This window comes from Streptomyces sp. NPDC059874, assembly GCF_042731135.1.
Lineage (GTDB): Bacteria > Actinomycetota > Actinomycetes > Streptomycetales > Streptomycetaceae > Streptomyces.
The window spans coordinates 141,857-155,144 of record NZ_JBHWJY010000005.1; the positions used below are offsets into that span (position 1 = coordinate 141,857).

The window sequence follows — 13,288 nt, forward strand, 5'->3', positions numbered from 1 at the left end:
GGAGCCATGAAGAACACCGCGATCGAGATCGCCCCGAACAGTGCCCTGCTGGTCATCGACGTACAGAAGGGCTTCGACGACGCGGCCTTCTGGGGGCCCAGGAACAACCCGGCCGCCGAGGCGAACATCGCCGCCCTGATGGATGCCTGGCATGCGGCGGACCGACCGGTGGTGCTCGTGCAGCACGCCTCCGCGCGCCCGGGTTCCGTCCTGGCCCCCGACCACGGCGGTTACGCCTTCAAGGACTTCGTGGAGGAGCGGCGGCAGGAGTCCCTGCTGATCACCAAGACCGTGAACTCCGCCTTCTACGGCACTCCGGACCTGGCCGAATGGCTGGGGGCCCGGGGGATCGGGCAGTTGGTGGTGGCCGGCATCCAGACCAACATGTGCGTCGAGACCACGGCCCGCATGGCGGGCAACCTCGGCTACGAGGTCCTGCTCCCGCTGGACGCCACCCACACCTTCGACCTGTCGGGCCCGGAAGGCGTGTCCCTGACCGCCGACCAGCTGGCCACCGCCACCGCGGTCAACCTCCAGGGCGGAGGCTTCGCCCACGTCGTGACCACGGCTCAGCTGCTCGACGCCTCCGGCTCCCGAGACGCCGCGCAGTAGTCCCGGAGGGGGCGTTCACGGCGCTGGAGGATCCAGCCCCGCCGGCGTTTGAGGCGACGGGCGCGCAGCGCCCGTACGGGGTCAGGGGCAGCGCCCCTGGGAACGGTGGAAGGGCGGGTAGGGGACCGCTCCGCGCGGCGGTGGCCCCGGGCCGGGAAAGGCCGAGGCCCGGCACCCCCGCCGTGGGGGTACCGGGCCTCGAAGGAACAGCCAGGTCAGAGAACGTCGGCGGCGATGTTCTCCGCGACCCGCTCCAGCAGGGGACCGGCGTTGGGGATGGACTTGGCCGGGTCGGGCTCCAGGTCCGTCAGCGGGTACGCCTTGCGGATGCCCGCCGCCTCCAGAGCCTCCTGGCTCAGCAGCAGACGGCCGCAGACCGCCACCACCGGCTTGCCCGCGGCCCGCGCCGCCGCCGCGACACCGGCAGGGGCCTTGCCGTGCAGGGTCTGCTCGTCCAGCGAGCCCTCACCCGTGATGACCAGCGTGGCCCGCTCCAGCGCCGGCGCGAAGCCCAGCACCTCCAGCATCAGCTCGATGCCGGGACGGAACGTCGCACCGAGGAGCAGCGCCCCGTAGCCGATGCCGCCCGCGCCACCCGCGCCCGGGAGCACCGCGCACTCGGCGGCCTTCGCGCCGATCGACTTCTCCAGCACCACCGCGAAGTGCGCCAGCGCCGCGTCGAGCGTCGCCACGTCCTCCGGCGAGGCGCCCTTCTGCGGGCCGTAGACCGCCGCGCAGCCCTTGGGGCCGGTCAGCGGGTTGTCCACGTCGCTGGCCAGGACGAAGTCGACCTCCGCGAAGCGCGGGTCGATCCCCGACAGGTCGGCCGAGGCCAGCCCGGCCAGAGCGCCGCCGCCCGGACCGACGGGTTCGCCGTTCGCATCCAGGAACACCGCGCCCAGCGCGGCCAGCATGCCGGCGCCGCCGTCGGTGGTGGCGCTGCCGCCCACGCCGAAGACGATCGAGGTCGCTCCCGCGTCCAGCGCGGCCTTGAGCAGCTCGCCCGAGCCGTACGTGGTCGCCGTCAGCGCGGCGAAGGTCCCCGCGGGCAGCAGCTGGAGACCGGAGGCCTCCGCCATCTCGACCACCGCCGTGCCGTCGCGCAGCGCGAAGGCGGCCGTGACCTGGTCGCCGAGGGGGCCGGTGACCCGTACCTCCCGGCGTTCGAAACCGGCCGCCACCGCGGCCGCGACCGTACCGTCGCCGCCGTCCGCGACGGGGAGGGTCTCGATCTCCACGTCCGGTACGGCCTTGCGAAGGCCGGCCGTCACCCGCTCCGCGACCTGAACGGCCGTGAGCGAGCCCTTGAATTTGTCCGCGGCGATGAGCACGCGCGCGGCCTCAGTTACTGCTCCGTCCGTCACCTTGCTATTCCCTTGCTATCGAACAGTGCAGTCGCGCCTCCATGAGCTTATCCGGAGGATCCTCCTATGCCCATGAGTGGCCCGGGACACACACGGCGCGCCATGCCCCTAAATACGGATATACGCCTGCATAGTGTGGCCGCATGAGCGCGGAATCACTGGAACAGGCACGTCCGGATGCTCCCGACGGGGGGTCCGACGACCCCGTGGAGGGAACGCCCGACCGCCAGGTCGTCACCATCGGGGTGATCGCCGTGCTGGCCGTCGTCGCCTGGGCGGCCCTCGCCAAGGGCTCGTTCGACACGGCGTCGAGCACCGCGCTCGCCTGGGTGCTGGACAACTTCGCCTGGCTGTTCGTGATCGCCGCCGACGTCTTCCTGGTGATGTGCGTCGTGCTCGCGATCAGCCGCTTCGGCCGGATCCGCCTCGGCCGGGACGACTCGGAGCCCGAGTTCACCAATCTCGCGTGGATCGCGATGATGTTCAGCGCCGGCATGGGCATCGGCCTCATGTTCTACGGGGTGGGGGAGCCGCTCACCCACTACCTGAACCCGCCCCCGGCCTCCGGGGCCGCCCCCGGCACGGGCGGCGCCGCGCTCGCGGCCATGGAGTACTCCTTCTTCCACTGGACGCTCACGCCGTGGGCGATCTACGGCATCGCCGGCCTCGCCCTCGCCTACGCGACCTTCCGCAAGGGCCGCGGCAACCGCCTCAGCTCCGCCTTCGTCCCCCTGATGGGGGAGGAGCGGGCGAACGGATGGGCGGGCAAGGCCATCGACCTGCTCGCCGTCTTCGCCACCGTCTTCGGCACCGCGACCAGCCTCGGGCTCGGCGCGCTCCAGGTCTCCAAGGGCCTGAACATCACCACCGGCATCGAGGACTCGACCTCCGTCGAACTGATCATCATCGTCTCGCTCTCGGCGGCGTTCGTGCTCTCGGCCTTCTCCGGCCTGCACAAGGGGGTGAAGTGGCTGAGCACCATCAACATCGTGCTCGCCGCCACCCTCATGCTCTTCGTCTTCGTGCTCGGCCCCACCGTCTACGTCCTCGACGTGATCCCCTCCGGCGTCGGCGGCTACCTGCACGAGCTGCTGCCCATGGCCAGCCGCACCGGGGCCTTCACCGACTCCGCGTGGCTCGGCGCGTGGACGATCTTCTACTGGGCCTGGTGGCTCTCCTGGGCCCCCTTCGTCGGCACCTTCATCGCCCGCATCTCGCGCGGCCGCACCGTCCGCGAGTTCCTCGTCGGTGTCCTGCTCGTGCCCAGCGGAGCCACCGTCATCTGGTTCTGCGTGATGGGCGGCACCGCCATCCGCCTCGACTCCACGGGCGCCGTCGACTTCGCCGCCAGGATCAAGGACGGTACGGAGGCCTCGCTCTTCGCGATGCTGGACGCGCTCCCGCTCGGCACCCTCACCTCGTGCGTCGCCATGCTCCTGGTCATGACCTACTTCGTCACCAGCGCCGACTCGGCCTCCCTGGTGATGGGGTCGCTGACCAGCCGCGGCTCGCTCCACCCGCCCACCTGGCTGGTCGTCACCTGGGGCGTGCTGATGGCCGCCGTCGCCGGGGTCCTGCTCGTCGCGGGCGGCCTGAAGTCCTTGCAGACCGCCACCATCCTGGTCGCGCTGCCGTTCGTCATCGTGATGCTGCTGCTCTGCTGGGCCCTGGTGAAGGAGCTGCGCGAGGACCCCGGCGCCGGCCCCGCCCGCCACCACGCCCTGCACGGGATGCGGGACGCCGTCCGGGCCATGGTCGGCGACGCCATCACCGAGCGGGAGCAGGCCCGACACCCGAGACTGCGGCGGGTCGCCGAGTCCAGGGGCCGCGACCGCGAGGACGGCGCGGGCCCGGGAGCCCCGGGGGTGTGACGCCACGGCCCCCCTCCCGACCTCGTGGACCGGAGGGGGGCCGTGGTGCTCGGCGGCTCAGGACAGCTCGTACACCGCCGTCGTGCGGGTCTCGTGGACCTTCTTCGCGAGCTCGCCCAGCAGCGGCGACTCGACGCCCGACGGGCGGTGCACGACCACGTAGCGGACGTGGTGGCGGTCGTGGAGCCGGCTCAGGATCGCGGCCGTCGGACGGTAGACGGCGTCCTCGTTGAGCTTGAAGAGCTCCTGGTCCCAGAAGGGGCCGTAGTAGGCGGCCGCGCCGCCGGACATGGCCATGGCCCGCGGCGCGTACGCCCAGCCCTCGATCAGCACCGACCGCTCGGAGTAGGCGCCGAGCCAGTGCGAGCGGACGTTCTCGCACTTCTCACCGGGACGGAGAGGGCCCTCCAGCTCCCAACAGTGGCTGTTGGTGACCAGCACGTCCGTCGGCTCGCTGTGCGCGCGGATCCAGCGCGCCGCCTCCACCTGGGAACCCGGCATCACCCAGGAGTACGACCACAGGGATTCCCGGGACTGCAGGACGTCGTGGAAGAGCCCCGGAGTGCCCGCGGTGAGGGCCGCGGTCAGCAGGACGATCCCGCCGCGGCCGCGCAGCGCGGGCCACACCCGCCCGCCGAGCCGCCACAGGACCGCGCCGACGAGGGCGGCCAGGGTCAGGGCGGCGGCCGCGGCGAGGGCGGGCAGCAGCACGGAGTAGGAGGTGCCGGTGCGCTGGTCTCCGGCGAGCCGCATGACGTACGCCGACCAGCGGCCCGAGTAGCGGTGGATCGCGAAGGTGAGCAGCGCCGAGAAGACCAGCGCGCCGACGGCGAGCGCGGCCTTGGCCCGTGAGCTCAGCGCGGCGCGCTCGAACGTCTCGCAAAAGCCCCAGGCCGAGAGCATGGCCCCGAAGGGCAGCGCGGCGAGGGTGAAGTAGCTGGTGTTGTAGCCGTTGACGACCAGGTAGGCGCAGGGGCCCGCCACGGCGGCACCGAGCAGGAACCACTGGACCGGCTCGAGCCTGAAGCGCCGGCGGGCGATCAGCGGGATCATGCCGAGCAGCTTCAGCTGGTGGTTCAGCACGAAGGCGGCCAGCGTGGCCGTGACCACCAGGGCCTGGAAGGCGGGTGAGCGCAGCTGCTGCGGGTCGGCCCAGTACTGCTTGACGTTGCCGAACGGGATGATCTCCAGGCCGTAGCTCTCGAAGTGGAAGATCACCGCCGTCGCGAGGAGCTGGGAGGCGCCGAGGATCGCGCCCAGCGTGACCACGTTCCACGGGACGCGGCGGTCGGCGATCAGCAGGACGAGCCCGGCGAGGGCGAGTCCAGCGAGCGTGACCGGCAGCGTGGACGCCTTGGCCGCGGTGGAGGCCAGCGCGAACATCGCGACGAGGACGTACACCCCGCGGCCGAACGCGGGTGGAGCGTCGCCGACGGCCGCGGCCTCGCCGTCCCGGCGGCTCCTGCGCAGGGCGTCGCCGACGACCCCCATCAAGGCGATGAGCAGCGGCTGACAGTACGTCTGGGAGAGGCTCGCCCAGGAGATCAGCCGGACGGCCGGCGCACCGAAGGTCCAGGTGGGAACGGGGTTGGGGTAGGCGGCGGTGAATTCGGTGACCGCGAAGACCAGCAGCGCGGCCAGCGGTCCGGCCCAGGCCCGCCCGGTGATGCGGCGGGCCACCACGGCGGTGATCACCAGGCCGAGCGCGGAGAGCGCCGGGACCATGAGCCGCGACTCGATCACCGCGAGGTCGATGTGCCCGACCAGGTCGGTCATCGCCATGTGCGCGAAGGTGAACCAGTGGTAGTAGAGGGGCTCACCGGCAGCCTGCGGGAGGGTCGGCGGAGCGTTGTGCTTCGCGTTCGCGGCGAGCGAGAGCAGGTACGGCAGGTCGCCGAAGATCCTGCTGCCCTCCTTGTCCGGCAGTACCGGGTACAGCGACAGGAAGACCTGGTGGAAGTAGACGCTGCTGAGCATCACCAAGCCGGACAGCGACCAGGACCAGCCCAGGGAGGGGCGGGAGTAGCCGCTCGGACGCCAGTGGCGGCGCAGCCGCGGCACGACCGCGAAGGGGATCACCACGGCGAGGGGCCACGCGACGGCGAACGACTGGGCGCCGATCCCGACGAAGACCGCCCAGGCGACCAGCTCCAGCACGAGGCCGGTGACCGCTCCGAACGCGAGGTCCTCGACGAGGGAGTGCGGCCGCCGGCGGAGGGTCCGGAACACCAGGGTGCCGGGGAGCAGGACGCCCCAGAGCACGTAGAAGGTGTACCGCGCGATGTCGCCGGCCGCCGTGTCGGTGGCGAGCAGCAGGGAGACCAGCAGCAGGTAGGCGGCGAGCGCCGGCAGGAACCGCCAGAAGGCGTGCGGTCCGGGCCGGTCGGGCGTGCCTGATGGGGGCGATCCGGCGAGCGGCCGCGCCCGGAAGTCCGACCGCTCGGGCGCGGCGCTGTCAGTGGTACCCATACGTCTTCTTCTTTCCTACCCGCTGTGCGTCGGCGGCCCCGGTCTTGGGCCGCCGGGATCAGGCCGCGTGCTCGGGGTTCCGCTCGCCGCGCGCGACGGCGTCCTCGTCGGCGGAGTCGTAGCCGACGAAGTAGGCGGGCCTGGCCTGGACGGCGGAGTAGATCCGTCCTATGTACTCGCCGAGCAGGCCCACGCAGACGAGCTGGACGCCGCCGAGGAAGACCATGCCGATGAACAGCGAGGCCCAGCCGGGGACGGTCGCGCCGAGGGCGTACTGGATGGTGGTGTAGATCGCCAGGCCGAAGCAGATCACGAAGCTCGTCAGGCCGAGCCAGGTGGCGAGCCGCAGCGGGCTGGCGGAGAAGTTGGTGATGCTGTCGAGGGCGAGGCGGATCATCTTGGACAGCGGGTAGTGGGTGCTGCCGGCGACCCGCTCCTCGCGGACGTACACGACCTCGCCGCTGCTGAAGCCGAGCCACGGCACGAGCAGCCGGTACACGGGCTGGTGCTCGGGCAGGGACTTCAGCGCGTTGACGGCGGCCCGGCTGAGCAGGCGGAAGTCGCCGGCCTGGTTGGGCATGTTCTTGCCGACGAGCTTGCGCATCAGCCAGTAGTACGCGCCGGCCGTGCGCCGCTTGAAGAAGGTGTCCGTGCCGCGGTCGCCGCGTACGCCGTAGACGATGTCCAGGTCCTTCTCGCGCGCCAGCGCGTACATCTCCGCGATCTTCTCCGGCGGGTCCTGGAGGTCGGCGTCGATGCTGACGACGTAGTCGCCGAGGGCGCGGTGGATGCCCGCGGTCAGCGCGGCCTGGTGTCCGGAGTTGCGGGCGAAGCGCACGATGCGCAGCTCGGGCCAGTCCTGCCGGATCTTCTGCATGATCACCGGGGTGGCGTCCGTGGAGCCGTCGTCGATGCCGACGACCTCGTAGCTGACGCCCATGCCGTCCAGGATCGGACGCAGACGGGCCACCGTGAGCGGCAGCGCCTCCTGCTCGTTGTAGATCGGTATCACTACCGACAGTACGGGAACCGGCTGGGTGGCCTCGTCGCGTGCCGGGGCTGCTGCGTCATGCATGGCTGTTCGCTTGTCTTCAATCTCGGAGAGCGGAAGACCGCCGGCGGACGCGCCGACGATCCGAACGGCCGGGAACGGCCGATCGAACGGGTGCCGCCGGGCCGGGACACGACCCACCGGCCGCAGGCTCCCCCGCCGGTGTGGAGGCGGAAACAATGCGGCCCGGGCGAGCGGTCACAATATCAGTTCGAAGAATCATCATTCGAAGAGGTCGGTGGATCCCGAACGCACGGGATCGCCCGGGTCGCCCGGCCCCCGGATAGGGTGGCTCGGTGACCACCACGGATGACTACGCCACCTACATCGCGAGCCTGCCCCGGGTGCTGGCCGGCGCGGCCGCCCTCTACCGGGACGCCGAGGGTCGGGTCCTGCTCGTCGAGCCCAACTACCGTGCGGGCTGGGCCCTCCCCGGCGGAACCATCGAGTCCGACCAGGGCGAGTCCCCGCGGACGGCCGCCCGCCGCGAGAGCGCCGAGGAGATCGGCATCGACGTCCCGCTCGGCCGGCTGCTCGCCGTCGACTGGTCGCTGGACGCGGGGCGCCCGCCGCTCGTCGCGTACCTCTACGACGGCGGGGTGCTGGACGCGGCGCAGCTGGCCGCCATCAAGCTCCAGGAGGAAGAGCTGATCTCCTGGAAGCTGGTCGAGCCGGCCGAACTCACCGCGTACCTCCCCGGAAACCTGGGACGGCGCGCCCAAGAGGCCTGCCGGGTCCTGGAATCGGGCGAGGGCGCGGCGGAGCTGGAGAACGGCCGGCGCCCGGCGGCCTCGTAACACGGCGCTTACTTCAGGCAGGACAGAATCAGCTGATGATCACGATGTACGCCTGGCCCAGCACCGCCGACGGGCCCGACGCCCTGCCCATGGTGCACTTCACGACCGACCAGCAGGAGGGCGGGGAGGTCACCCCCGAGGGAACGCCGGTCTGGCTGTTCGACACCGCGATACGCGAAGGCGGCTGGGCCCGGTTCGACGACTTCGACGGCTGGTCCGTGCCGGCCGCCGGGTGGGAGGCCCTCTACCGCCGCGAGGACGACCTGTTCGCGGTCAGCGGCCCCGGCGCCTGCGAGGGCTGGTACCAGGGCAACCTCGGCGCCGACGCCGACTGGGTGGCGGCGGCCGCCGGCCGGCAGAGCGTGGTCCTGCTCGCCGCCCCCGTCCAGCACCCCTCCCTGTACGGCTACGCCGTGGAGGCGGGCGCCGCGTTCGCGCTGCTCGTCCCGCTGATGGTGGTCTGAGCCCCCGACTCGAACTCCAGCAGCCGCACCTTGCGCTCGACCCCGCCCCCGTAGCCGGTCATACCGCCCGAGGCACCGATCACGCGGTGGCACGGGACGATGATCCCGACCGGGTTCTTGCCGTTGGCCAGGCCCACCGCCCGCGAGGCGTTCGGCTTGCCCAGCCTGGCCGCGAGCTCCCCGTACGACCACGTCTCGCCGTAGGGGATCCGTGCGAGCTGGTCCCACACACTGCGCTGGAAATCCGTCCCCTCCAGCCGCAGCGGCAGGTCGAAGTCGGTGAGCTGCCCGGCGAAGTACGCGGTCAGCTGCCGCACCACCTCGGGGAACGGCTCCTCGGTGGCGGCGACCCGCTCCCCGAAGGACTCCTCGGCCGGCCGATGCCGCTGCCCGGTCATGTAGAGCCCGCAGAGGACGCCATCCGTGGCGACCAGCGTGAGCGGACCGTAGGGGCTGTCGACGACGGCGTGCTGCTTGGCGGTCTTGACGGTCTTGACGGTCTTGGCGGTCATGATGACGGGTGCTCCTCAGACGGCAGGTGGTTGATGGGGTGGGCGTCGGTGGCCCACAAGTACTGGACGGCGTACGCCCGCCAGGGCCGCCAGCCGGCCGCCTTGGCCGTCAGCGCGGCCGGGGTGGACGGCAGCCCGAGCCCCTGCGCGGCCCGCCGGACCCCCAGATCGGACGGCAGGAACGCGTCCGGGTCGCCGAGCGCCCGCATCGCGATGACCTCGGTGGTCCACGGGCCGAACCCGGGCAGCGCGTTCAGCTGCGCGCGGGCCGCCTCCCAGTCGCTGTCGATGCCGAGCGGGAGCGAACCGTCGGCGAGCGCCGTGACCAGCGTCGTCAGCGTGGTGCGGCGGCTGCGCGGCAGGCCCAGGGACTCCGGATCCAGCTCGGCGAGCGCCTGCGGGGAAGGGAAGAGGTGGGTCAGCCCGCCCAGCGGGTCCTCGACGCGCTCGCCGTACGAGGTGACCAGCCGGGCGGCGTGCGTGCGCGCCGCCGCCGTGGACACCTGCTGGCCGAGCACCGCCCGTACGGCGAACTCCGCCGCGTCGACGGTACGCGGCACACGGCGCCCGGGGGCCTTGTCCACGAGCGGGGCCAGCAGCGGATCGGTGCGCAGCTGCTCGTCGACCGCCTCGGGATCGGCGTCCAGGTCGAGCATCCAGCGGCAGCGGCTGATGGCGATGGTCAGGTCGCGCAGGTCGGTCAGGGCCAGCCGGCAGCCGATGTGGTCCGGCCCCGGGGTGAGGGCGACGACCCCGGTCCCGTACGGCAGCCGCAGCGTGCGCCGGTACGCGCCGTCCCGCCACTCCTCGACGCCGGGGACGGCGGTCGCGGCGAGGTGCCCGAAGAGGTTGTCCGGGTTGAGGGGGGCCCGGTAGGGGAGCCGCAGGCTGATCGTGCCGGGGATCCGGGGCTGGTTCCGGTTGGTCTTCTCGGCGCGCAGCCGCAGCTCGCTGGGGGAGAGGGCGAAGACCTCGCGGACGGTGTCGTTGAAGGTGCGGATGGAGGAGAACCCGGCGGCGAAGGCCACGTCGCCCATCGGGAGCTCGGAGGTCTCGATGAGCAGCCGGGCGGTCTGGGCGCGCTGGGCCCGAGCGAGGGCGAGCGGGCCGGCGCCCAGCTCGGCGTTGAGCTGCCGCTCCACCTGCCGGGTGGAGTACCCGAGGCGGGTGGCCAGCCCGGGGACGCCCTCGCGGTCCACCACCCCGTCCTGGATCAGCCGCATCGCGCGTGCGACGGCGTCGGCGCGGGCGTTCCACTCGGGGGAACCGGGGCTGGTGTCGGGCCGACACCGCTTGCAGGCCCGGAACCCGGCCTGCTGGCAGGCGGCGGCGCTGGGCAGGAAGGTCATGTTCTCGACCTTGGGCGGCACGGCGGGGCAGCTGGGCCGGCAGTAGATCCGGGTGGTCAGGACGGCCGTGAAGAACCAGCCGTCGAAGCGGGCGTCCTTCGACTGCACGGCCCTTACGCAGCGCTCGGTGTCGGTGTGCATGCCCTCAAGGATCCGGGGTGCGGTTGCCTGCGGCTGGCGGTTTTCCGACATCAAGCCTATGCCCCTCCGGGGCGGCCGGCCCTCCTGGGGCTCCGCCCCAGACCCCGCGCCTCAAACGCCGGCGGGGCCGGAGTTTGCCCGACGTCGGCCCTCGACATGCGCGTGGCGCAACGTGTGCCCGAGCGGGATGGATTGCCCGCAGGGCAATTCCAGCCCCGCCGGCGTTTGAGGCGCGGGGGTTCGGGGGCGGAGCCCCCGATAGCGGCGCCGCAGGATTACGTGGCAGGGGCCCCGCCCGCGGCTCAGGCTCACGCCGCGCCCGGGCCGCCGGCCAGGCGATGGGCGTCGAGGGCCAACGTCAGGGCCACCAGGTCGCGGGGCCGGGACAAGGAGCGGGACGTCACGTGCTCCAGGCGCCGCAGGCGGTTGAAGACCGTGTTGCGGTGGCAGTACAGCCGCGTCGCCGCCCGCCCCGCGGAGCCCTCCGCCGCCAGCCACGCGTCCAGCGTCTCCAGCAGCACCGCCCGGTCCGCCGGGTCGAGTTCCAGCAGAGGCCCCAGGACCGCCTGGACGAGTTCCCCCGCGAGCTCCGGCTGGCGTACGACCAGCGCCGTCGGCAGCCGCTCCGCGAGCCGCACCAGCACCCGCTCCTCCGCCCCGCACGTGGCCAGCGCCGTCTCCGCCAGCCGCCGGGCCCGCCCCAGCTCCGCCAGGCCGTCCACCACCGGGCTGATCCCGCCGGGGCCCGGGCAGCGGTCGGCGAGCTCCACCGCCAGCTCGTCCAGCGAGGACGCCCCGAGGGCCACCACCGCCAGCTCCTGCTCCGCCCGCATCCGCCAGAACAGCCGCATCCCGCCCGCCGAAGCGACCCGGTGCACGGAGTCCCGCCGGTCCACCGGGATCACCACCACCGCGTACCGGCCCTGCTCCGGCAGGTCCAGTCCCGCCGCCGCCCGCGCCGCCAGGCCCGGCGCCGCGTCACCGGCGAGCAGCGCGTCCAGCAGCGCCTGCACCCGCTCGTCGCTGCGCCGGCGCATCTCCAACTCGCCCGCCCGGTACGCCTCGGCCGTCGCGGAGGCCTGCTGCTCGATCCCGACCCACATCGCGCCCGCCGTACGCGCCAGCACCGGCAGCGCGTCCGGGTCCTCCTCCGTGACGATGTCCAGCAGCGCGTCCCAGGTCAGCCGGCCCGCGCGGCGGTACGCGTACAGCAGCAGGTCGAGCGGCAGCCCCTGCTCGGCGCGCCGTCGCCCCAGCTCCTGCGCGTACGCCAGGTCCTTGCGCGGGTCGGTGCGGCGCGCGGCGAACGCCTCGATGCCGTACCGCATGGCCTCGCTGACCTGCTGCCAGTGCTCGTCGCGCGGCACCGCCAGGTCGAAGAGCGGGGAGTGCTTCGCGAGATCGCCGATCAGCTCCTGCGTGAGTTCCGGGATCCGCCGCAGCAGCTCCTCGGCCGCCGTCCGCAGTACCGACCACTCCGCCTCCGTGCGCGCCCTGCGTCCGCCCATGGCCGCAGAGGATGTCACCCCGCCACCACCTGCGTAAGGGGGCCCGTCGGCAGGTTTGTGCCGGTGCACAACCGCACCCCGTGCCCGGCTGGTCATCGGCAGCGATTCCGCTTCCGACCGTGGACGCCCGCCCCGCCCGGTGCTGGTCTGTGCGCCAGCACAAAGGCAGGCAGTGCCAAGCAGTGGGAGGGGAAGTGGCCTCGCTCCAGGTACGCGCGCTGTCCGTCGGCTACGGGCCGGTACGGGCACTGCGCGACGTGTCGCTCGACGTACCGGCCGGCGCCGTGGTGGTGGTTCTCGGCGGGAACGGCGCCGGGAAGTCGACCCTGCTGCGGGCCGTGTCCCAGACGCTCGCCTTCCACCGGGGCGCCGTCACGCACGGCGACATCAGCTTCGACGGGCGAACGATCGACGGGCGGGCCGGCCTCGGCGGCCCGGCCCGCGCCGTCGCGGCGGGGGTGGTGCAAGTCCCCGAGGGGCGGCAGGTGTTCGCCCGGATGACCGTCGCCGACAACCTGCGGGCCGGCGCCCTCGGCTCCCGCGCCGGATCCCGCGCCGACACCGCCCGTTCGCTGGCCCGCGTCCACGAGCTGTTCCCGGTCCTGGCCGGCAGGGCCCGCCAGCGCGCGGGTCTGCTGTCCGGGGGCGAGCAGCAGATGCTGGCGCTGGGCCGGGCGCTGATGGCCCGCCCCCGGCTGCTGCTCTTGGACGAGCCCTCGCTGGGCCTGGCCCCCAAGATGGCCGCCACCATCGCCGAGACCATCAGGGAGATCAACGCCGCGGGCACCTCGGTGCTGCTGGTCGAGCAGAACGCGGCCCTCGCGCTGCGGCTGGCCTCGTACGCGTACGTCCTGGAGGTCGGCGAGGTCACCCTGTCGGGCCCGGCCGCCGAACTGGCTGCCTCGGACGAGGTACGCCGCCGCTACCTGGGCATCACGGACGAGGACACCCCGGCCCCGGTGCAGCCCCGCACCCTGCGCAGGTGGTCCGCGTGACGGACCTCCCCGGCCCCGACGCCCAGGGCACGGCACCGGACCCGCACGGGGCCGCGGGCAACCCGCGCACCGCCGCGGGCGACCCGCGCCCGGCCGGGTCGGCCGGCGGGGCCCACCCCGCAGCGCCGGACGCGCCCCGCCCCGCAGCGCCGGAC

11 protein-coding genes are annotated in these 13,288 nt (G+C 73.0%); 5 read left to right on the top strand and 6 right to left on the bottom strand.

Annotated elements, in window-relative coordinates; translation table 11 throughout:
• Positions 1-6 precede the first annotated feature (6 nt).
• Positions 7-612 carry a cysteine hydrolase family protein gene (locus ACFV9H_RS04905; protein WP_385393389.1) on the top strand — a complete coding sequence of 202 codons (606 nt, stop codon included), beginning with the start codon at positions 7-9 and terminating at the stop codon, positions 610-612.
• A 215-nt stretch (positions 613-827) separates the two neighbouring features.
• Here the strand turns inward: ACFV9H_RS04905 and ACFV9H_RS04910 are convergent, their stop codons facing one another.
• On the bottom strand, positions 828-1,976 hold the full coding sequence (locus tag ACFV9H_RS04910; RefSeq protein ID WP_385393392.1) for a glycerate kinase: 1,149 nt from the start codon (positions 1,974-1,976) through the stop codon (positions 828-830).
• Between the two features lie 143 nt (positions 1,977-2,119).
• Between ACFV9H_RS04910 and ACFV9H_RS04915 the strand changes: the two genes are divergently transcribed.
• Complete coding sequence (locus tag ACFV9H_RS04915) at positions 2,120-3,847, top strand: BCCT family transporter (RefSeq protein WP_385393394.1); 1,728 nt, start codon at positions 2,120-2,122, stop codon at positions 3,845-3,847.
• A gap of 57 nt (positions 3,848-3,904) precedes the next feature.
• Here the strand turns inward: ACFV9H_RS04915 and ACFV9H_RS04920 are convergent, their stop codons facing one another.
• Complete coding sequence (locus ACFV9H_RS04920; protein ID WP_385393397.1) at positions 3,905-6,316, bottom strand: hypothetical protein; 2,412 nt, start codon at positions 6,314-6,316, stop codon at positions 3,905-3,907.
• Positions 6,317-6,374: 58 nt separating this feature from the next.
• Positions 6,375-7,391, bottom strand: a complete 1,017-nt coding sequence (locus ACFV9H_RS04925) for a glycosyltransferase family 2 protein (RefSeq protein ID WP_385393399.1) — start codon at positions 7,389-7,391, stop codon at positions 6,375-6,377.
• A 272-nt stretch (positions 7,392-7,663) separates the two neighbouring features.
• Between ACFV9H_RS04925 and ACFV9H_RS04930 the strand changes: the two genes are divergently transcribed.
• Both ACFV9H_RS04930 and ACFV9H_RS04935 read left to right on the top strand, forming a co-directional pair.
• Entirely contained in the window at positions 7,664-8,164 is a 501-nt protein-coding gene (locus tag ACFV9H_RS04930; protein ID WP_385393401.1) for an NUDIX domain-containing protein, read from the top strand.
• Positions 8,165-8,199: 35 nt separating this feature from the next.
• Positions 8,200-8,628 (top strand): hypothetical protein, encoded by a 429-nt coding sequence (locus ACFV9H_RS04935; protein ID WP_385393404.1) that lies wholly within the window; start codon positions 8,200-8,202, stop codon positions 8,626-8,628.
• Here the strand turns inward: ACFV9H_RS04935 and ACFV9H_RS04940 are convergent.
• The 3 genes from ACFV9H_RS04940 to ACFV9H_RS04950 all read right to left on the bottom strand — a co-directional run bounded on the left by ACFV9H_RS04940 (position 8,571) and on the right by ACFV9H_RS04950 (position 12,138).
• Positions 8,571-9,140, bottom strand: a complete 570-nt coding sequence (locus ACFV9H_RS04940) for a methylated-DNA--[protein]-cysteine S-methyltransferase (protein WP_385393407.1) — start codon at positions 9,138-9,140, stop codon at positions 8,571-8,573. The two genes, ACFV9H_RS04935 and ACFV9H_RS04940, sit on opposite strands and share 58 nt — an antisense overlap.
• Positions 9,137-10,630, bottom strand: a complete 1,494-nt coding sequence (locus ACFV9H_RS04945; RefSeq protein WP_385393409.1) for an AlkA N-terminal domain-containing protein — start codon at positions 10,628-10,630, stop codon at positions 9,137-9,139. The genes ACFV9H_RS04940 and ACFV9H_RS04945 overlap by 4 nt, the downstream gene beginning before the upstream one ends.
• Positions 10,631-10,938: 308 nt before the next feature.
• Positions 10,939-12,138, bottom strand: coding sequence for a PucR family transcriptional regulator (locus ACFV9H_RS04950; RefSeq protein WP_385393411.1), 1,200 nt, complete (start codon positions 12,136-12,138; stop codon positions 10,939-10,941).
• 194 nt (positions 12,139-12,332) lie between these two features.
• Between ACFV9H_RS04950 and ACFV9H_RS04955 the strand changes: the two genes are divergently transcribed.
• The gene (locus ACFV9H_RS04955; protein WP_385393413.1) at positions 12,333-13,133 is read left to right on the top strand and encodes an ABC transporter ATP-binding protein; all 801 of its coding nucleotides are present in this window, start codon (positions 12,333-12,335) and stop codon (positions 13,131-13,133) included.
• The last annotated feature ends 155 nt before the right edge of the window (positions 13,134-13,288 follow it).

Excerpts from the sequence above, each read along its gene's own strand:
- ACFV9H_RS04905 (WP_385393389.1), top strand. The coding sequence starts at position 7 with ATGAAGAACACCGCGATCGAGATCGCCCCGAACAGTGCCCTGCTGGTC.
- ACFV9H_RS04915 (WP_385393394.1), top strand. The coding sequence starts at position 2,120 with ATGAGCGCGGAATCACTGGAACAGGCACGTCCGGATGCTCCCGACGGG.
- ACFV9H_RS04920 (WP_385393397.1), bottom strand. The coding sequence starts at position 6,316 with ATGGGTACCACTGACAGCGCCGCGCCCGAGCGGTCGGACTTCCGGGCG.
- ACFV9H_RS04925 (WP_385393399.1), bottom strand. The coding sequence starts at position 7,391 with ATGCATGACGCAGCAGCCCCGGCACGCGACGAGGCCACCCAGCCGGTT.
- ACFV9H_RS04935 (WP_385393404.1), top strand. The coding sequence starts at position 8,200 with ATGATCACGATGTACGCCTGGCCCAGCACCGCCGACGGGCCCGACGCC.
- ACFV9H_RS04940 (WP_385393407.1), bottom strand. The coding sequence starts at position 9,140 with ATGACCGCCAAGACCGTCAAGACCGTCAAGACCGCCAAGCAGCACGCC.
- ACFV9H_RS04945 (WP_385393409.1), bottom strand. The coding sequence starts at position 10,630 with ATGCACACCGACACCGAGCGCTGCGTAAGGGCCGTGCAGTCGAAGGAC.
- ACFV9H_RS04950 (WP_385393411.1), bottom strand. The coding sequence starts at position 12,138 with ATGGGCGGACGCAGGGCGCGCACGGAGGCGGAGTGGTCGGTACTGCGG.